The following is a 17850-nucleotide window of genomic DNA, read 5'->3' on the forward strand; positions in this document are numbered from 1 at the left end:
GGCAACCGCTGGCGCTGGGCCAACCGCCGGGCACGTGGAGGCCAGCATTATTTCCCAGCTAGCAGATCGTTGATCAGTCGCTGGCAGCGCTCGGCCATGAAGTCGAGCAGCAGCCGCACTTTTGGATCCTGCAGCTTCTTGTGCGGATAGACGGCGGCGAACTGCACCGGTGTCGGCGGCGTGCTGCTCAGGATCACCTTCAGCCGCCGGTCGCGGATGAACGGCTCGACCTCAAAGCGCGGCTTGTTGATGATGCCGCGGCCTGAAAGCGCCCAGCCGGTCAGCACGTCGCCATCGTCGGTGTCGTAGGGTCCGTGTACCTCGAACTTCTGCGGGCCCGTGGGGGTCTGCAGCGTCCACACATATTCGCGCGCGCCGGAATAACGCAGCATCAGGCAGTCGTGCTTCTTGCCGATCAGTTCCTGCGGCTCGATCGGTTCGCCGCGCGCCTCGAGATATTTCGGCGCCGCCACCAGCACGCGCTCGCATTCCATGATGCCGCGCATCCTGAGGCTGGAATCCTCGATGATACCGAGCCGGAAGGCGACGTCGATGCCTTCCTTCATGATGTCGACATTGTGGTCCGAAAGCCTCAGCCTCACCTCGATGTCTGGGTATTTGTCGTGAAAATCGGGAATGCCCGAGGCCACCAACCGACGGCCGAGGCCCAAGGGGGCGGTGACGCGGATGGTGCCGCGCGGCTGACCGGAAAGCGCCGAGACCGCGGCTTCCGCTTCGGTGATCGCCTCCAGCACCTGCTTTGCGCCCCCGTAAAAAACCGTGCCATGCTCGGTCGGCATCAATTGCCGCGTCGTGCGGTTGAACAGACGCACGCCCAGGTGCTTCTCCAACTCCTTGATGCGGTTGGAGGCGACCGCCGGCGAAATCCGCATGTCGCGCCCGGCCGCCGACAGATTGCCGAGTTCGACCACGCGAACGAAGACGGCAATGTTGTCGAGATAGGCCATGCGGTTTAGTGGCTTTCCTGAGGCCGCCTTCGGGCGGCTCCCATCCTGCTGCGTGTGACTACCCTAGTATTTTCCATTTTTTTTTGAAAGTCATCGTGCACCTCGCCTCTTTCCGTTTGCGCTCCAACCCGTAAAGTCGCCCAATCGGCAGGGACGATTTCAATGATGGATTTCGCGATTTTCTGGGACTGGCTGAGTTTTGCCGTGCGCTGGCTGCACGTCATCACCGGTATCGCCTGGATCGGCTCGTCCTTCTACTTCGTCGCGCTCGACCTCGGCCTGCGCCAGCGTCCCGGCATGCCCGTCGGCGCCTTCGGTGAGGAATGGCAGGTGCATGGCGGCGGCTTCTACCACATCCAGAAATATCTCGTGGCACCAGCCGAAATGCCGGAACACCTGACCTGGTTCAAATGGGAATCCTACGCCACCTGGCTGTCCGGCTTCGCCATGCTGTGCGTCGTCTACTACGCCGGAGCCGATCTGTTCCTGATCGATCCCAACGTGCTGCCGATGTCGGTGCCTACAGGCATCCTGCTGTCGCTGGCAACGATCGGCGTCGGCTGGGTGGTCTATGATCTGCTGTGCCGCTCGCCGCTGGCAAAAAGCGATACCGGCCTGATGCTGGTGCTCTACTGCGTGCTGGTGTTCATCGCCTGGGGGCTGACGCACCTGTTCACCGGCCGCGCCGCCTTCCTGCATCTGGGCGCCATCACCGCCACGATCATGTCGGCCAATGTCTTCATGGTTATCATCCCAAACCAGAAGATCGTTGTCGCCGACCTCATCGCCGGCCGCAAGCCCGATCCGAAATATGGCAAGATCGCCAAGCAGCGTTCGCTTCACAACAATTATCTGACGCTGCCGGTGCTGTTCCTGATGCTGTCGAACCACTATCCGCTGGCGTTCGGCACTGAGTTCAACTGGGTCATCGCCTCGCTGGTGTTCATCATCGGCGTGCTGATCCGGCACTATTTCAACTCGATCCATGCCCGCAAGGGCAATCCGACCTGGACCTGGATGGCGGCACTCGTCCTGTTCATTGTCATCATCTGGCTGTCGACCGCGCCGAAGGTGCTGACCGGCGAACCCAGGGAATCGGCATCGGCGCAAATCTATGTCGCTTCGGCGCATTTCCCGGCCGTGCGCGACACCGTGCTCGGCCGCTGCTCGATGTGCCATGCGGCGGAGCCGGTCTACGAAGGCATCTATCATGCGCCGCAGGGCGTGATGCTCGACACCGACGCGGATATCGCCAACCACGCCCGCGAGATCTATCTGCAGGCCGGCCGCAGCCACGCCATGCCGCCCGCAAACGTCTCGCAGATCACCGACAAGGAACGGGCGCTGCTGGTGGCCTGGTTCGAAGGCGCGGGGAAATAGCATGACCTCGACACTCCTGCGCGGCCGCACGCTGTCCTTTGTGCGCTGGCCGCAAACCATCGACGATCATTCCGCCTGGCGCTACGAGGAGGACGGCGGCCTGCTGATCCGCGACGGCCGGATCGTCGCTGCGGGCACCTATGCCGATGTTGAAAAGCAAGCCGGCGAGGTAGCGAAAAAAATCGACCACCGGCCGCATCTGCTGTTGCCGGGCTTCATCGATGCCCATGCGCATTTTCCGCAGATGCAGATCATTGCGTCCTATGGCGCAGAACTGCTCGATTGGCTGAACACCTACACGTTCCCGGAAGAGACGAAGTTCACCAATGCCCAGCACGGCCGCCGCATCGCGCGGCTGTTCCTCGACGAAATGGTGCGCCATGGCACCACGACGGTTGCCGCCTACTGTTCGGTGCACAAGGCTTCGGCCGAGGCGTTTTTCGCCGAGTCGCATGACCGCAACATGCTCAACATCGCCGGCAAGGTGATGATGGACCGCAACGCGCCCGACGGCGTGCTCGACACACCACAATCCGGTTATGACGACACGAAGGCGCTGATCAAGGAATGGCATGGCAAAGGACGGCAGCACTACGCCATCACGCCGCGCTTCGCCATCACCTCGTCGCCGGAGCAGATGGAGATGGCGGGCGCGCTGTGCCGGGAATATCCCGATCTGCACATGCAGACGCATCTGTCGGAAAACCACGCCGAAATCGCCTTCACGCAGCAACTCTATCCGTGGTCGCGTGACTATACCGACGTTTACGAGCACTACGGGCTGTTGGGCAAAAAGAGCCTGTTCGGGCACTGCATCCATCTCTCGGAGCGCGAAGCGAATGCGCTTTCCGACAGTGGCTCGGTGGCGGTGTTCTGTCCGACCTCCAACCTGTTCCTTGGGTCCGGCCTGTTCGACTATCAGCGCTTTCGTCGTCGCGAAAAGCCGATCCGCATCGCCGCCGCCACCGATGTCGGCGGCGGCACCAACTACTCCATGCTGCGCACCATGAACGAAGGCTACAAGGTGATCGCGCTGAACGGCGAGAAGCTCAACCCGTTCCAGTCCTTCTGGCAGATGACGCGTGGCAATGCCGAGGCGCTGTCGGTGGCGGAAAAGATAGGCACGCTGGACGAGGGCACCGATGCCGACATCGTCGTGCTGGACGCCAGGGCGACGCCGGCGATGCGACTCAGGATGGAAACGGTCGAGACGCTGGCGCAGGAACTGTTTCTCCTGCAGACGCTTGGCGACGACCGCACCGTGCGCGAGGTCTATGTCGCGGGGCGCGCAGCGAAGAGCGATCTGCTATAGTGCAGCGGCAGGTGCGAGGGGAGCCCCGTCGATGACCGTCCGTCAGAATAAACTCATCGGTATGGTAGGCGGGATGAGTTCGGAATCGAGCGCGATTTACTATCGGCTGCTCAATCAGGCCGCGCATCGGCGCCTCGGCGGACATCACAATGCCAGGTCGGTCCTGTTCACGTTGGATTTCGACGGACTGAACGAGATGGCCGCGCTCGGACGCTGGGATGATCTCGCTGAAACGGTAGCCGAAGCGGCGCGAAACCTGGAAAGGGCCGGCGCCGATTTAGTGATGCTCACCTCAGTCACCGCACACCGTGTGGCCGACCAAGTGGAGGCTCAGCTTTCCGTCCCACTGCTGCATGTCGCCGATGCCACAGCGCAGGCCATTCAGTTACGGGGCTTCGCGCGTGTGGGGCTGTTGGGAACGCGATATACGATGGAGCAGGATTTCTTCTCGGGACGTCTGCGCCAGCGTCATGGCCTCGAAGTCCTCACACCGCCGCAGCAACAACGTGAAGCCTTGCACAGTATCATCATCGATGAGCTGACGTTGGGCATCGTGAAGCAGGACTCAAGGGCTGCGCTGATGGATATGGCATTAGACCTCCAGGCGCGCGGCGCGCAGGCGGTGATCTTAGGTTGCACCGAGCTTCCGCTGTTGGCCGCTTTGGACGACTATCCATTGCCAGCTTTCGACGTCACCCAACTTCATGCCGAGGCGGCGCTGGACATAGTCCTAGCAGATGGGCGCGCCTGACCCCTGACGTCTTGACCGCGCCGCGATAGTCGGCGAAAGCCAACAACGACATCGGGAGCGAGACAGTGGCCGACGACATTGAAACTATTAAAAGACAGGAAGCCACGCTCGTCTTTTCGGAGTTCGACGAGGCCATTGCCTTTGAGATCGGTACCGCGATTCGCGATAGGGCTTTGGCCGGGAACCTGCCAATCATCGTCGATATCCGGACCTTCGACCGGCCGCTGTTCTATGCTGCGCTGCCGGGCTCGAATGCTTCCAATCCCGACTGGGCGCGGCGCAAGATCAATGTGGTCAAACGGTTCCTGAGAAGCACCTATCGTATGGTGTTGGAACAGCAGCGCCCGGACCGCAGCTTCAAGATCGGCGAAGGGCTGGATATTGCCGACTACGTGCTGGCCGGCGGTGGCTTTCCGGTGACCGTCAAGGGCGCCGGCGTCATCGGGGTGATCGCCGTCTCCGGACTGCCGGAGCGCGAGGATCACGGCGTCGTCGTAGATGCGCTATGCGATCATTTGGGCGTCGACAAGCGCGGCCTGGCATTGCCTCGGGACGCCGAATGACCGTGCTCGATCCCAAGGCATTCCTGACCTCCATCTTCAACGCCGCCATCGCCGCCGCCGACCCGGAACGAACCATCCGGGATCATCTGCCGGCCAAGCCGAAGGGCCGCACCATTGTCATCGGCGCGGGCAAAGGCTCGGCGCAGATGGCGGCAGCGTTCGAGAAAGCGTGGGACGGCCCCATCGAAGGGCTGGTCGTCACCCGCTATGGCTATGGCGCGACCTGCGAGCGCATCGAGATCATCGAGGCGGCTCATCCGGTGCCGGACGCTGCCGGTCTGGAAGCCTCGCGGCGCCTGCTCGCCAAGGTCCAGAATCTGACTGAGGATGACCTGGTGGTGGCGCTGATTTCCGGCGGCGGATCGGCGCTGTTGCCGTCGCCGGCCGGCGGCTTGACGCTGGCCGACGAGATCGCCGTCAATGAGGCGCTGCTCGCCTCTGGTGCGCCGATCGCGGCGATGAACACCATCCGCAAGCACCTTTCCACCATCAAGGGCGGCAGGCTGGCAGCGGCCGCATGGCCGGCCAGGGTGGTGTCGCTGATCGTCTCCGATATTCCCGGCGACAATCCGGCAATGGTCGCCTCCGGCCCAACCGTACCGGATACAGGCAGCCGCGCCGACGCGCTGGCCTCGATATCGGCCTATCGCATGAAACTGCCGGCCTCGGTGATGGCGCATATCAATTCGCCGGCCGCCGATGCGCCAAGCCCGGACGACGAGCGTTTTTCGCGCAACGAGGTGCATCTGATCGCTTCGGCCGGGGTATCGCTGGAAGCCGCCGCTACGGAAGCGAAACGGCAGGGTGTCGAGGCCGTTATCCTCTCCGATGCCATTGAGGGCGAAGCGCGCGAGGTGGGCGGCGTCCATGCCGCGATCGCGCGTGAAGTGGCGACGCGCAACCGACCATTTTCGAAGCCGGTGTTGGTCCTGTCGGGCGGCGAGACAACCGTCACGCTACGGGCAAAAGGCAAGGGCGGCCGCAATTCGGAATTCCTGCTCGCCTTTGCTATCGGCATCAACGGCGTCGAAGGCATCCACGCATTGGCCGCCGACACCGATGGCATCGACGGTTCGGAAGACAATGCCGGCGCCTTCGCCGATGGCTCGACCGTGTCGCGCATGCGCTCGGCCGGTGTCGATGCCAAGGCCATGCTTGCCGGCAACAATGCCTGGACGGCCTTCAACGCGGTTGGCGATCTCTTTGTACCCGGCCCGACCGGCACGAATGTCAACGATCTCAGGGCAATTCTGATCAGGTAGCTGAAGCAATTCCAGGAAAAGTGTGAAGCGGTTTTCCGTCCGGAATTGCGCAAAGCAGACTGATCAGGCGGCCATCAGCCGCTTCACCTGCTTCATATCCTGCAGGAACCGTTCGCGTTCAGCCTCCTTGTCCGCGGGTTCGCGGATGCGCAGAATGAAGGAGGGATGGATGGTGATGAACACGCGCAATCCGTCCTCGCGCTCGATCACTTGTCCGCGCATCTTTGTCACCGGGATCGCCTTGCCGAGCAGCGACATCGCCGCCGTCGCGCCGAGTGCCACGGCGAGGTTCGGCTTGACCAGCTCGAATTCTTGGTCGATCCACCAGCGGCAGGCCTGAATCTCACCGGAATTCGGCTTGGAGTGGATGCGGCGCTTGCCGCGCGGCTCGAACTTGAAGTGCTTGACCGCGTTGGTGACATAGACCTTTTGCCGATCGACACCGGCATCATCCAGGATCGCATCGAACACCTTGCCGGCCGGACCAACGAAAGGTTTGCCGGCGAGATCCTCCTGATCGCCTGGCTGTTCGCCGACGAAGATCACCTTGGCATTGTCAGGGCCTTCACCGAAGACGGTCTGCGTCGCGTCGCGCCACAGCGGGCAGCGGCGGCAGCCTTTCGCTACCTCACGCAACTCGGGAATCGTGTCTGCATCATCTTCCGGTGCTTCGGCGGGCTGCTTCGGCCAATGCCGTGCCTGCACCTTGGCGTGGTGCGGCGCGGGTGTTGTCGGCATCTTCGCAATCATGTCCTTGGCGGCCTTGTCCGCTCCTGCGATCATGTCTGGAATGAGCGAAGCCTCGGGAAGGTTCCGCCAATATTTCTTCGGCATCTCCTTCTGCATGGCCTTCACCTTCAATCGCGCCGGATTGAAGATGTTCTCGAAATAGGTGCGCCAGAGCGCCTCGGTGTCGTCCTGATCCGGCGCATCGCCCTTGGCCGCGCCCGGTCCGATAGCCAGCCTTTCGCCATCCCAATCGGCGGAGGCGTAGGGCGTCAGGATCGTCCAGCGCATGCCGGTGAAACGCCTGACGAAGAAATCGGCGTTGCGCTCGACGATGAAATGATCCGGCTCGAACCAGGCGACATAACGCTCATCGGCACCGTCGCCGATTTTACGGAAGCGTACGAAGGCATGCATCTTGTGGCTGTCGCGCCGCACCGCCTTTTCCATGGCCTCAAGCCGCCTGGTGTCGGGATCCGACGCGATTTCCAGTAGTTTAGGCTCGTCGCGCAATCGCCAAAGCATTCGGTAGAGAAAGGCAAACCGGCCGGGATCGGAATGGCAGAACGCCGTTTCGGCATGCCCGATGAAGTCGCGCGGCACGACGAGTTGCGCGCCCGCAGGCACTTCAGGCAATTCTGCCTGATCAGAGCCCGGCGCGACACGCCAGCCGACCTCCTCGGGCCTGACCTCATTCAGGGCCAGCCGCCGTGCCGCGTCACGCCAGCCGGCAAAATCCGTCTCGCTATCGAGCCGCACACTGTATCTGACGAGATCAAGTTCAGCTGGCTGCATCATCAGAACAACGATAATTGTTCGCAGGAGGGGGCGATCCTGTCGCGCAGGCCGGCCTTGTCGGTCAGCGCACCAGGCGACCAGCCTTCGGCGATGATGAACGGCCTGAGCTTGGCAATCGACTGGCAGATCCGCCCGACATCCTCCAGCCGCATGCGCCGATGCCGGCGCGTCTCCAAAATCTTTGCCACCACCTTGGTGCCGAGACCCGGCACCCGCAGCAGCGCTTCGCGTTCGGCGCGGTTGATGTCGACCGGAAACTGCCCCCGGTTGCGCAGCGCCCAGGCGAGCTTCGGGTCGATGGCGAGATCGAGCATGCCGTCGCTGCTCCCGGCGAGGATTTCCGGCTGCGAAAACCCATAGAACCGCATCAGCCAGTCGGCCTGATAGAGCCGGTGCTCGCGCATCAGCGGTGGTTTCAGCAAGGGCAGCGACGATGACGAATCCGGAATGGGGCTGAAAGCCGAGTAATAGACGCGCCGCAGATGATAGCTGCCATAGAGCCGCGCGCTGGTGTGAAGGATGCCGTCGTCGGATGTCTTGTCGGCGCCGATGATCATCTGCGTCGACTGCCCACCCGGCGCAAAGCGTTCGCGCTTTTTGGTTTTCAAGGTAGGCTCGGCCTTCTCCTCCATCTTCTGGCGCAGCCTGGCCATGGAAAGCCGGATTGTCTCCGGCTTCTTCTCGGGCGCCAACCGCTTCACACCCTCGTCGGTCGGCAGTTCGACATTGATCGATAGCCGGTCGGCATAAAGCCCTGCCTTCTCGATCAGTTCGGCCGAACTTTCCGGGATCGTCTTCAGATGAATGTAGCCGGAGAACTTCTCCTCCACGCGCAGTCGGCGTGCCACCTCGACCATCTCGCCCATGGTCTCGTCCGGCGAGCGGATGACGCCTGAAGACAGGAACAGGCCTTCGATGTAGTTGCGCCGGTAGAAATCCATAGTCAGCTTCACCACCTCGTCGATGGTGAAACGGGCGCGCCGCACATTGGAGGACGAGCGGTTGATGCAATAGCTGCAATCGTAGATGCAGAAATTGGTCAGCAGGATTTTCAAGAGCGAAATGCAGCGGCCGTCCGGCGCGTAGGAATGACAGATGCCCATGCCTTCGGTGGAGCCGATGCCGCCGGATTTCAACGAATCCTTTTTTGCCGCACCGGAAGAGGCGCAGGAGGCATCGTATTTGGCGGCGTCGGAGAGGATCGCCAGCTTGTCACGGACGGTAAGTGCACTCATATGTTCATGATATGTTCTAAACAGGAGATCCGCTACCTCATTTGATGGAGGCGGCGAAAAAGTGATCGCCGCCCATCATGAATCCATCAAACCTCGTGCAGATAGAGGTGGTAATCCAACTCGCTGACCGTGCGTGCCACACGCAGGTACTCGGACTGCTTGATCGCCACGAAGGTCCTGTGCAGGTCTTCGCCGAGCGCGTTCTTCAGGAAGTTGGACGTCCGCGCCGCTTCGATCGCGGCGCGCCAGTCGACGGGCATGGTTGTGCGCGTGACCGCTGCCTCATAGCCGTTGCCTGTCGTTTCAGGGCCGGGGTCGAGTCCTTCATCCATGCCCTTGATGATGCCGGCGAGCACCGTTGCGGCGATCAGATAAGGGTTGGCGTCGACGCCGGACGGCCGGTGCTCGATGCGCCGGTTCTTGGCGTCGCCGGCCGGCACACGCAGCGCCACCGAGCGGTTGTTGACGCCCCAGGTCGGCGCCACCGGCGCATAGGATTGCGAGACGAAACGCCGCCAGGAATTGGCATGCGGTGCAAACACCAGCATCGATTCCGCCATGGTCTGGATCAGGCCGCCGAGCCCCTGCAGCAGCGGCAGCGACCAGCTCTCGCCCCCAGCTTCGGCAAAGACGTTTCGGCCGGCCTTGTCCTGCAGCGAAACATGGAAATGCATGCCCGAGCCGGCATATTTCTCGATCGGCTTGGCCATGAAACAGGCGGTGACGCCATGGCGGCGCGCCTGCGCCCGCACCAGCCGCTTCAGCATGACCAGATCGTCGGCCGCCCGCATCACATCCTTGCGGTAGTTCAGCGTCAGTTCGTACTGGCCGGGCGCATATTCGGAAATCACCGTCTCGGCCGGAATGCCTTGCGCCTTGGCCGCCGCATAGATGTCGGAAAACAGCGGCTCCATGCCGTGCAGATGGTCGACCGAATAGACTTCGGTCTTGCCCGAGACGCGGCCATCGAGCACCGCGCGCGCCGGCTGCACCTTGCCGTCAGCGTCGCGTTCGTTGGCCAGCAGGAAGAATTCGAGCTCGAAGGCGCCGGCGGGATAGAGACCCTTGGCCGCCAGGATCTCCACCTGCCGAGCCAGCGCCAGGCGCGGATCCGACGACATCGGCCGGCCGTCGAGCATGTACATCGCCATCAGCAACTGGCCGCGGGGCGGGCTCGTACCGTAGAGCGGCACCAGCGTGCCGGGGATCGGCCATGCCCTAAGGTCGCCATCACCGGTCGTCCAGATCAGTCCGGTCTCGTGCACATCCTCGCCGGTGATGTCGAGGCCGAGGATCGAGATCGGCATATGGCGGCCGCCCTCGAAGATGCTCTTCAGTTCATGCCGGCGCACGATCTTGCCACGGCCGACGCCATTGGCATCGGTCAGCACGATATCGAAGGCCTCGATCTCGGGATGGGCATCGAGAAAGGCGTGCGCCTCGGCAGGTGTCGAGCCCGAAGGTGAGGTTATCATGGCGTTGGGGTGGTCCATCGCCGCTTGTCTCATGCCGCAAGCTTCGCCGCAACCGCGCCGAAGGCGGTGATCAGCCGGTTGACCTGGGCAGCCGAGGTCGCCGGCGAGATCAGCATCATGTTGTGGAAGGGTGCGATCAGCACGCCGCGATTGACCAGCGCGACATGGATGGCGGCCTCCAGTTCCGGTGCATGCGCCATTTCCGCCTCGGCGCCATTGCGCAGCGGACCGGGCGCACAGATGAACTCGACACGAGCGCCGACGCGGGAAACATGCCAGGGCAGGCGATAGCGATCGATCACGCCGGTCAGCCCGGCATCGAGCCGCCGCGCCAGATGATCCATGCGGTCGTAGTTTTCCTGCGTCATCACCTCTTCGAGCGTGGCGCGCATCGCCGCGAACTGCAGCGGGTTGGCCGAGAGTGTCGTGCCCATGCCGGAATAGCCCGGCTCCTTGGTCCTGTTGTAATCCGCGTAGCGTGAGGCAACGTCGTCGCTCATGCCCCAGACACTGGCCGGCACGCCGCCGGCGATCGGCTTGCCCAGCACGAAGAAGTCCGGGTCGAGACCATATTTCCTCGTGTAGCCGCCGGGGCCGGTCGAGATCGTGTGCGTCTCGTCGATCAGAAGCAGCGCGCCGGTTTGGCGTGTCAGTTTGCGCAGGGCGTCATGGTAGCCCGGATCGGCCAGCACCATGCAGGAATTGGTCAGCACCGGCTCGGCGATGACGCAGGCGACGTCCTTATCCCTAAGCGCGGCTTCGAGTGCTGAAACATCGTTGAACTCGATGACCTTGGCCGTGCGGGTCAAGTCGCGGAACTCGCCCGCCAATCCTGGCCGGTTGACGGGCTTGCCGTCGATCAGCCGCACCATCGTTTCGTCGACCGAGCCATGATAGCAGCCGTTGAAGACCAGGATTTTTTCGCGGCCGGTGACGGCACGGGCAACGCGCAATGCAAAGCGGTTGGCGTCGGTCGCCGTCGTCGCGATCTGCCAGAACGGCAGGCCGAAGCGCTGCTGCAGCAGCGGCCCGATGGCCAGCGCATCTTCCGAAGGCAGCATATAGGTCAGGCCGCGTCCGGCCTGCCGGCGGATGGCGCGAGCCACCGGTGGCGGCGAATGGCCGAACATCGAGCCAGTGTCTCCAAGGCAGAAATCGTCGAGCTTGTTTCCGTCGATGTCGGTGATGTTCGCGCCCCTGGCGTTGTCGACCAGGATCGGGAACGGCGTCGGCCAATCGTTCATCCAGTGCATCGGGACGCCGCCGAAGAAGCCGGGCAGGCCGTTGCCGATCTTGGCTTGCGATTTTGGCCGCGCCTTGCGGAAGGCTGCCCCCTCGGTTTCGCGCAAATCGGCAATGCGGTCGCGGCCGATGCCGCCGATGGACGTGTTGGACGTGTCGCTGTGCATGAAAACCCCTCTGGTCGATCCCTCTTAGCCAATCCGTGTCCGCATCCGCAATTGGCCGCGCATCTGCCCTGCGTTGGCTCAGCCTTTGGCGGCGGCGCTTGACCGTGCTGCCGAAGTCAGCGCCAATATGAGCGGGAATTGAGGTGGAGGGGTAAAATGAGAACGATCATGTGTGTGGCAATGCTTCTGTCGTCGGCTGGCGCTGCCTTCGCGTCGGGTGGCATCTGGTGCTCCACCGAGGACCCGGCGGCGACATTCGAGGTCGAGGCAGGCGTCACCAGAGGCATGGGCGGGCCGACCTTCAACTTTCGCGGCAACCTCGAAATTCTGAGCCGGCCTGCCGGCGACAGCCTGCGCAAGACGGTGTTCGAGGATTCCAACCTGACGCAGTACTGGCTCGACGGCAAGGAATTGCGGCTGAACATCTATCGCGAGCACGAGGTCGCGCAAAAGATCAATTCGGTCGAACTGACGATCCTGACCAAGACCAGCGACGAAGGCGTCTACGACGGGAGCTATACGCTCGCCGTCTACGACGCCGCGGCGGATACGGACCAGGACGGCAAACCGGTTGAAATCAGCGGCAAGGTGTCGTGCGGAGCGGAGTGAGCGGGGTCAGGCCGTGATATCGATGACGCCGCAATCGCCGGCGGCACTACCGAAGGCGACCCGGCGTTCTTCCTTGTCCCACATCATCGAGGTGATGGCGCCCTTGCCCGGCCGTCGCAACAGCACTTCCTTGGCGTCGGCAAAACGCACCGCCATCACCATCCCGTCATCATAGCCGACGGCAACGACATCCTGGCTCGGGTGGCAGGCGACAGCCGTCACCATGGCGTTGCCGCGCGTGCCGAGCTCCAGCGGTGCCTTGCCCATGGGACCATCCTTGCCTGAAAACGGCCAGACGATCGCCGCCGGCGCGCCGGAACTCGCCAGCCACTTGCCCTTCACACTCCACGACAGACTTTTGACCTTGCCGGGATAGCCGGTCATGCGCATGTGCTTGCCGTCGGCGAGCTTCCAGCCGTGCAATGCGTTTTCCTGCATGGTGGTGACGAGGAAGGCGCCATCGGGAGAGAAGGTGATGCCGGTGTGGGCGCCGGCCCATTCAAGCTCCACCGGCTTGCCCTCGGCGGCCGGGAAATGCAGCGTCGCGCCATTGTAGCGGGCGACACCGAAGCGCATGCCCTTGGGCGAAAAGGCCAGCCCCTCGACCGAACGCGGATGGACGAATTCCCTCGTCTTGCCGTCGGCGAAGCGCACGAAGGCGGTCTTGCCTGAGGCATAGGCGATGGCGCCTTGCGGCCCGGCGGCAACGCTGGTGATCCACTTCTTGGCCGCGCTTGCCAGTTCCGTGACCTCGCCGCCCACCTTCACGGCAAACACCTTGCCGTCCTCGCCGCCGGTGATCAGCCGGTCATTGGCCGCATCATGGAAGGCGGCGAGCACCCCGTCATTGGCCTGAACTGTCTTGTGGCCATGGTCGAGCCGATGGACGGCGCCGTCGGCCATCGCGAAATGCGGCACGTCGCCGAGAAAGACGGCGGCGATGCAGTGGCCTTCGAGATCAAGCGGGGCGACGGTCGGCATGGGAGATTATTCCATTCGAGATTTATGCTGGTCGTCTAACCTCGCTGGGTCGCCAGCGCGGCTGGGTGCGGCCGGCCTTCTCCCCTTGTGGAAGAAGGTGGATCGGCGCGCAGCACCGAGACGGTTGAGGGGTGGGTGACGGATCTCCGTCAGCGCCAAGCTGGAACCCCCCTCATCCGACCGAGCTTCGCCCGGCCACCTTCTCCCACAAGGGGAGAAGGAAGGAGGGGCAGCGCTAGCGCTATAAAGTCTGGAAATCAAGCCGCCTGGCAGGCGTCAAAACTCTTCTTCAGCCGCTCGGCGTCGAGTTCCCTGCCGATGAACACCAGCCGGCTCTCATGCTTCTCGCCGTCCTTCCAGGCGCGCTGGTGATCGCCCTCGATGATCATGTGCACGCCCTGGATGACATAGCGCTCATCATCGCCCTTGAGCGCGATGATGCCCTTCAGCCGCAGGATGTTGGGGCCTTCCATCTGGGTGATCTTCTCGATCCATGGGAAGAATTTCTTCGGGTCCATCTCGCCGCCGCGCAGCGACACCGATTGCACCGTCACGTCATGGATGTCGGAAGCATGCGCATGATGGTGGTGCCCGTCATGATCATGGTGGTGGTGATCGTGGCCGTCATGGTCGTGGTCATGATGATCGTGATCGTCATGCGCTTCGAGGAAGTGTGGATCGTTTTCCAGCGCCCTCGACAGGTCGAAAGCGCCGCGATCGAGCACCTCGGTCAGGGCGACGCCGGCTCGGGTCGTGCGGTGGATCTTCGCCGCCGGATTGATGGCGCGGATCGTCGCCTCGACCTTGGCGAGCTCTTCTGATGTGACGAGGTCGGTCTTGTTGAGCACGACGACGTCGGCGAAGGCGATCTGGTCCTCGGCTTCCCTGGAATCCTTGAGCCGCAGCGGCAGGTGCTTGGCGTCGACCAGCGCCACCACCGCGTCGAGCCTGGTCTTGGAGCGCACGTCGTCATCCATGAAGAAGGTCTGCGCCACCGGCACCGGATCGGCGAGCCCGGTGGTCTCGACGACGATGGCATCGAAGCGGCCGGGTCGGCGCATCAGGCCCTCGACGACACGGATCAGGTCGCCGCGCACCGTGCAGCAGACGCAGCCATTGTTCATCTCGTAGATTTCCTCGTCGGATTCCACGATCAGGTCGTTGTCGATGCCGATTTCGCCGAACTCGTTGACGATGACGGCGTAGCGCCTGCCGTGGTTTTCCGACAGGATGCGGTTGAGCAGCGTCGTCTTGCCGGCACCGAGATAGCCGGTGAGAACGGTTACGGGGATCTGCGTCTGTGCGTCGCTCATGGCTTGCCTCGAATTATCTGGGCCTCGGAAATTCGGCCTGAGAAAAGGGAATGTCGGCTCCATATAGGATGTGCGCCGGGCTTTTGCACGGGGCAAACCGATGGGCCAAACCGGCTTGCTGCATTGCCGAATCGTTGGCGAAAGCCGTTGTGATCGCCTAGATCAGGGCGACAGATGCCAATTCGAGAGGCAAGATATGTCCGGCAAGCCATCCTCGTTCTCAATGAGCCGGCGCCAGGCGCTCGGTTTGATCGCGGTCACCGCCGGCGGTGGTGCCTTCCTGCCCGCCGCCGCGATAGCAGACCAGACTTCACCCTATGCCGGACTGGCCTTGTTCGAAAACGGCGCCGGTGTCTGCACCATCACGCCCGAGGCGACCGAGGGACCTTTCTATTTCGATCCGAAGCTAGAACGCGCCGATGTCACCGAAGGCAAGAAAGGTATTGCCCTTGACGTCCGGCTGCAGGTCGTCGACGCGGCCTGCCGCCCGCTTGTCGGCGCCCGCGTCGACATCTGGCATTGCGACGCGCAAGGCGCCTATTCCGGCTATCCCGGACAGGGTGACGGCCGCGGCGGCGACACGTCGGGCCAGACCTTCCTGCGTGGTTGGCAGAAGACCGATGCAAGCGGCATCGTTTCCTTCGCCACCATCTATCCCGGCTGGTATCGCGGCCGCACCACCCATATCCATTTCAAGATATTCCCTAACGACAGTTCGGTGATGACCGGACAGTTGTTCTTCCCCGACAGCCTCAGCGAGCAGATATTCACCACGGTCGCGCCCTACAACGACCGGTCGGGCGAGCGCGACACCTCGAATGCCGCGGACGGCATAGCCAGGCGGGCCGGACCGCAATCGCAGGCTGCGCTGCGCGAGCTGGAGGATGCCTATCAGGCGCTGATGATCATCGCGGTGAAGTCCGGCTGAGCGGCGGTCACTCCATCACTTTGCTCGCGGCGAAAATTCCGGCTGGGAATTCGTTTGTCATCTAACTGAAATAAACATCTGGCATTAGCCACGGCGGACACCACAATGCTTGCCGGCAAAGCTGTTTGAAGCTCCGGAATCTTTTTCATCGTCGATTGCCAACCGGCCGGCTGCCTCTATGCTGCCCGCACCGGTACGGCCGAAGAGGGATGACGATGGCCAAGGCGGATAAGACTGCGACAATGAGCCGGCTGCATTCGGCGGCAAGGCTGGCAAGAACGGCGCTGGCGGCCCGGCTTCTGGCGCACGGCTTCTATGCCGGCCAGGATCAGATCATGCTGGCGCTCGACCGTGAGGACGGCCAGACGCCGGGCAATCTTGCCGGACGCCTCGGCGTGCGCCCACCCACCATCACCAAGACAATCAACCGGCTGCAAGCCCAGGGTTTTCTGGAAAAACGCGCCTCCTCGGCAGACGCCCGTCAGGCGCATATTTTCCTCACCGATACCGGCCGCGATATCATCCACGCCATCGAGAAATCGGTGAAGAAGACCGAAAAGCAGGCGCTGAAGGGCCTCGACAAGAAGGACCAGAAGTCGCTGTTCAAACTGCTTGCCCGCATCGAGGCCAACCTCTCGAACGAGGAACTGGTGCTCATCGACGACGACGCCGAATCGGACGACTGACCGGCGGATTGTCGCGGCAGGCGATCAAGCCGCCGCGGCAGAGCCCTGGATCAGCGACGACCAGCGTCCCGGTGTCATGCCGAACGCCTTCTTGAATTGCCTGATGAAATGGCTCTGGTCGCTGAAGCCGGCTTCGACCGCGATCTGTGCCAACGGTTCGCCGGCGGCGATCATCCGCCGCGCCCGCTGAAGCCGGCGCATCACCAGGAAGCGATGTGGACTGGTGGAGAAAGCGGCACGGAAATGCCGTGACAAGGCATAGCGATCAAGCCCGGTTACAGCTTCCAGCTCGCCGGAACGCACCGGCCGGTTCAGGTTTTCCGTGAGATAGTCGCGCGCCAGCGCAGCCGCCCGCCACGCCGTCCTGGTCATCGGCTTCGCCGACTGGCCGCCATGCCGGATCAGGCTTTGCATCAGTTGCGTCAGGAAGTCGTCGACGAACAACTCGTCGAGTTCCTGCTCCAGCGGACCCAGCGCCGAAAGCAGCGTTGCGCAGAAGGCGGCGTCCGCCACCACGCCATCCCTGACAAAAGGCAGCGACGCGCCGCCAAGGCAGTCGAGCATCAGCGACGGTTCCAGATAGAGCATTCGGTAGCGCAGTCCGTCCTCGGTGCCGGCGCCGCCGTCGTGCAACTCGTCGGGATGCAGCACGATGATCTGGCCCGGAAGGCTGTGGCGCGCAGCGCCGAGATAGCGAAACGTCTGCACACCGTGCAGCGTCACCCCGATCGCATAGGTGTCGTGGCGATGCAGGTCGAACGCGCTGCCATGGAAGCGCGCCTCGATCCGCTCCATGCCTGCGGGATCGGGGGCGGAGATGATACGGTTTTCCGCCGCATCGATGCACAAACGTCCAAGACCCTTGAAGGCCTGGCTGTCTAGATCGTGCGACATCGACTCCTTCAGCCTCGCATTGGGGCACAAACCGAATGGCCAATGTCTCATGTTCGATACGAAATTTGCAATCGTGCTCAGGGAAGATCTGCCGGTCTGGCAGAAACTCAACGTCACCGCTTTCCTGACCAGCGGCATCGTCGCGCAGTTTCCCGATATCATCGGTGAACCCTATCGCGACCGCGCCGGCAATCTCTACAACCCGCTGTCGATCCAGCCGGTCATCGTTTTGTCCGCCGACCAGACGACGCTGGGCACCATCCACCGGCGCACGCTGGAGCGCGGCGTGACCACCTCGCTCTATGTCGAGGAAATGTTTTCGACCGGCTTTGACGCGGCCAACCGTGCCGTCTTCGCCGAATTCGCGCCTGAAGACGCCAAGGTGGTCGGGATCGCGCTTCGCGCCGACAAGAAGCTGGTCGATAAAATCACCAAGGGCGCCCGCATGCACGCCTAGCCAAGGCACTACGCCTGCCGGCGGCTCTTGTTGTGCCAGCAGGCTTTCATGTCGCGGCAGTCGACAATTGGCTTGCCGGGAGCCGGCAATTCCCGCAAAGGTG

The 17850-nt window shown here is 62.8% G+C and carries 18 protein-coding genes; 9 read left to right on the top strand and 9 right to left on the bottom strand.

Features of this window, described 5'->3' with window-relative positions; translation table 11 throughout:
- Positions 1–47: 47 nt before the first annotated feature.
- Positions 48–968, bottom strand: coding sequence for a LysR family transcriptional regulator (locus tag AC0L2U_RS25180; protein WP_027039874.1), 921 nt, complete (start codon positions 966–968; stop codon positions 48–50).
- Between the two features lie 162 nt (positions 969–1130).
- On the opposite strand from AC0L2U_RS25180, the gene AC0L2U_RS25185 reads away from it, so the two are divergent.
- From AC0L2U_RS25185 to AC0L2U_RS25205, 5 genes are all read left to right on the top strand, one after another.
- On the top strand, positions 1131–2348 hold the full coding sequence (locus tag AC0L2U_RS25185; RefSeq protein WP_128288582.1) for a urate hydroxylase PuuD: 1218 nt from the start codon (positions 1131–1133) through the stop codon (positions 2346–2348).
- A 1-nt stretch (position 2349) separates the two neighbouring features.
- On the top strand, positions 2350–3660 hold the full coding sequence (guaD, locus tag AC0L2U_RS25190) for a guanine deaminase (RefSeq protein ID WP_128288581.1): 1311 nt from the start codon (positions 2350–2352) through the stop codon (positions 3658–3660).
- Between the two features lie 31 nt (positions 3661–3691).
- Positions 3692–4411 (top strand): aspartate/glutamate racemase family protein, encoded by a 720-nt coding sequence (locus tag AC0L2U_RS25195; RefSeq protein WP_128288580.1) that lies wholly within the window; start codon positions 3692–3694, stop codon positions 4409–4411.
- 65 nt (positions 4412–4476) lie between these two features.
- Positions 4477–4974, top strand: coding sequence for a heme-degrading domain-containing protein (locus AC0L2U_RS25200; protein WP_127395588.1), 498 nt, complete (start codon positions 4477–4479; stop codon positions 4972–4974).
- Complete coding sequence (locus AC0L2U_RS25205; RefSeq protein WP_128288579.1) at positions 4971–6236, top strand: glycerate kinase type-2 family protein; 1266 nt, start codon at positions 4971–4973, stop codon at positions 6234–6236. The genes AC0L2U_RS25200 and AC0L2U_RS25205 overlap by 4 nt, the downstream gene beginning before the upstream one ends.
- 63 nt (positions 6237–6299) lie before the next feature.
- On the opposite strand, the gene AC0L2U_RS25210 is transcribed toward AC0L2U_RS25205, so the two are convergent.
- From AC0L2U_RS25210 to AC0L2U_RS25225, 4 genes are all read right to left on the bottom strand, one after another.
- Positions 6300–7757 (bottom strand): UdgX family uracil-DNA binding protein, encoded by a 1458-nt coding sequence (locus AC0L2U_RS25210; RefSeq protein ID WP_128288587.1) that lies wholly within the window; start codon positions 7755–7757, stop codon positions 6300–6302.
- Between the two features lie 2 nt (positions 7758–7759).
- Positions 7760–8995, bottom strand: coding sequence for a putative DNA modification/repair radical SAM protein (locus AC0L2U_RS25215; protein ID WP_128288578.1), 1236 nt, complete (start codon positions 8993–8995; stop codon positions 7760–7762).
- Between the two features lie 86 nt (positions 8996–9081).
- Complete coding sequence (locus AC0L2U_RS25220; protein ID WP_473602802.1) at positions 9082–10503, bottom strand: glutamine synthetase family protein; 1422 nt, start codon at positions 10501–10503, stop codon at positions 9082–9084.
- Complete coding sequence (locus AC0L2U_RS25225) at positions 10500–11879, bottom strand: aspartate aminotransferase family protein (protein ID WP_128288577.1); 1380 nt, start codon at positions 11877–11879, stop codon at positions 10500–10502. Before AC0L2U_RS25225 ends, AC0L2U_RS25220 begins: the two co-directional genes overlap by 4 nt.
- A 156-nt stretch (positions 11880–12035) precedes the next feature.
- On the opposite strand from AC0L2U_RS25225, the gene AC0L2U_RS25230 reads away from it, so the two are divergent.
- Positions 12036–12488: a hypothetical protein gene (locus AC0L2U_RS25230; RefSeq protein ID WP_128288576.1), complete on the top strand. Its 453-nt coding sequence runs from the start codon at positions 12036–12038 to the stop codon at positions 12486–12488.
- 6 nt (positions 12489–12494) lie between these two features.
- On the opposite strand, the gene AC0L2U_RS25235 is transcribed toward AC0L2U_RS25230, so the two are convergent.
- Together AC0L2U_RS25235 and AC0L2U_RS25240 are read right to left on the bottom strand one after the other, a co-directional pair.
- Positions 12495–13469: a WD40 repeat domain-containing protein gene (locus AC0L2U_RS25235; protein WP_128288575.1), complete on the bottom strand. Its 975-nt coding sequence runs from the start codon at positions 13467–13469 to the stop codon at positions 12495–12497.
- A 257-nt stretch (positions 13470–13726) separates the two neighbouring features.
- Positions 13727–14782 (bottom strand): CobW family GTP-binding protein, encoded by a 1056-nt coding sequence (locus tag AC0L2U_RS25240; RefSeq protein ID WP_127808208.1) that lies wholly within the window; start codon positions 14780–14782, stop codon positions 13727–13729.
- A 196-nt stretch (positions 14783–14978) separates the two neighbouring features.
- On the opposite strand from AC0L2U_RS25240, the gene AC0L2U_RS25245 reads away from it, so the two are divergent.
- Positions 14979–15710 (top strand): intradiol ring-cleavage dioxygenase, encoded by a 732-nt coding sequence (locus AC0L2U_RS25245; RefSeq protein ID WP_473602804.1) that lies wholly within the window; start codon positions 14979–14981, stop codon positions 15708–15710.
- Here AC0L2U_RS25245 and AC0L2U_RS25250 read toward each other — a convergent pair.
- On the bottom strand, positions 15674–15859 hold the full coding sequence (locus AC0L2U_RS25250) for a hypothetical protein (RefSeq protein WP_127266502.1): 186 nt from the start codon (positions 15857–15859) through the stop codon (positions 15674–15676). The genes AC0L2U_RS25245 and AC0L2U_RS25250 overlap by 37 nt on opposite strands.
- Before the next feature lie 66 nt (positions 15860–15925).
- Here AC0L2U_RS25250 and AC0L2U_RS25255 point away from each other — a divergent pair, with 66 nt between their 5' ends.
- Positions 15926–16396 carry a MarR family winged helix-turn-helix transcriptional regulator gene (locus AC0L2U_RS25255; protein ID WP_127266503.1) on the top strand — a complete coding sequence of 157 codons (471 nt, stop codon included), beginning with the start codon at positions 15926–15928 and terminating at the stop codon, positions 16394–16396.
- 24 nt (positions 16397–16420) lie between these two features.
- Here AC0L2U_RS25255 and AC0L2U_RS25260 read toward each other — a convergent pair whose 3' ends face one another.
- Positions 16421–17290 carry an AraC family transcriptional regulator gene (locus tag AC0L2U_RS25260; RefSeq protein WP_473602805.1) on the bottom strand — a complete coding sequence of 290 codons (870 nt, stop codon included), beginning with the start codon at positions 17288–17290 and terminating at the stop codon, positions 16421–16423.
- A 49-nt stretch (positions 17291–17339) separates the two neighbouring features.
- Between AC0L2U_RS25260 and AC0L2U_RS25265 the strand changes: the two genes are divergently transcribed.
- Positions 17340–17747, top strand: coding sequence for a DUF2000 family protein (locus AC0L2U_RS25265; protein ID WP_127331396.1), 408 nt, complete (start codon positions 17340–17342; stop codon positions 17745–17747).
- Positions 17748–17850: the final 103 nt, after the last annotated feature.

It is taken from the genome of Mesorhizobium sp. WSM4808 (assembly GCF_055811675.1).

Bases quoted from the DNA above. Each gene is read 5' to 3' on its own strand.
- AC0L2U_RS25250 (WP_127266502.1), bottom strand. From the start codon at position 15,859: ATGAAAAAGATTCCGGAGCTTCAAACAGCTTTGCCGGCAAGCATTGTG.
- AC0L2U_RS25235 (WP_128288575.1), bottom strand. From the start codon at position 13,469: ATGCCGACCGTCGCCCCGCTTGATCTCGAAGGCCACTGCATCGCCGCC.
- AC0L2U_RS25180 (WP_027039874.1), bottom strand. From the start codon at position 968: ATGGCCTATCTCGACAACATTGCCGTCTTCGTTCGCGTGGTCGAACTC.
- AC0L2U_RS25215 (WP_128288578.1), bottom strand. From the start codon at position 8,995: ATGAGTGCACTTACCGTCCGTGACAAGCTGGCGATCCTCTCCGACGCC.
- AC0L2U_RS25265 (WP_127331396.1), top strand. From the start codon at position 17,340: ATGTTCGATACGAAATTTGCAATCGTGCTCAGGGAAGATCTGCCGGTC.
- AC0L2U_RS25220 (WP_473602802.1), bottom strand. From the start codon at position 10,503: ATGAGACAAGCGGCGATGGACCACCCCAACGCCATGATAACCTCACCT.
- AC0L2U_RS25225 (WP_128288577.1), bottom strand. From the start codon at position 11,879: ATGCACAGCGACACGTCCAACACGTCCATCGGCGGCATCGGCCGCGAC.
- AC0L2U_RS25260 (WP_473602805.1), bottom strand. From the start codon at position 17,290: ATGTCGCACGATCTAGACAGCCAGGCCTTCAAGGGTCTTGGACGTTTG.
- AC0L2U_RS25230 (WP_128288576.1), top strand. From the start codon at position 12,036: ATGAGAACGATCATGTGTGTGGCAATGCTTCTGTCGTCGGCTGGCGCT.
- AC0L2U_RS25205 (WP_128288579.1), top strand. From the start codon at position 4,971: ATGACCGTGCTCGATCCCAAGGCATTCCTGACCTCCATCTTCAACGCC.
- AC0L2U_RS25255 (WP_127266503.1), top strand. From the start codon at position 15,926: ATGGCCAAGGCGGATAAGACTGCGACAATGAGCCGGCTGCATTCGGCG.
- AC0L2U_RS25185 (WP_128288582.1), top strand. From the start codon at position 1,131: ATGATGGATTTCGCGATTTTCTGGGACTGGCTGAGTTTTGCCGTGCGC.
- AC0L2U_RS25245 (WP_473602804.1), top strand. From the start codon at position 14,979: ATGTCCGGCAAGCCATCCTCGTTCTCAATGAGCCGGCGCCAGGCGCTC.
- AC0L2U_RS25195 (WP_128288580.1), top strand. From the start codon at position 3,692: ATGACCGTCCGTCAGAATAAACTCATCGGTATGGTAGGCGGGATGAGT.
- AC0L2U_RS25240 (WP_127808208.1), bottom strand. From the start codon at position 14,782: ATGAGCGACGCACAGACGCAGATCCCCGTAACCGTTCTCACCGGCTAT.
- AC0L2U_RS25210 (WP_128288587.1), bottom strand. From the start codon at position 7,757: ATGCAGCCAGCTGAACTTGATCTCGTCAGATACAGTGTGCGGCTCGAT.
- guaD (WP_128288581.1), top strand. From the start codon at position 2,350: ATGACCTCGACACTCCTGCGCGGCCGCACGCTGTCCTTTGTGCGCTGG.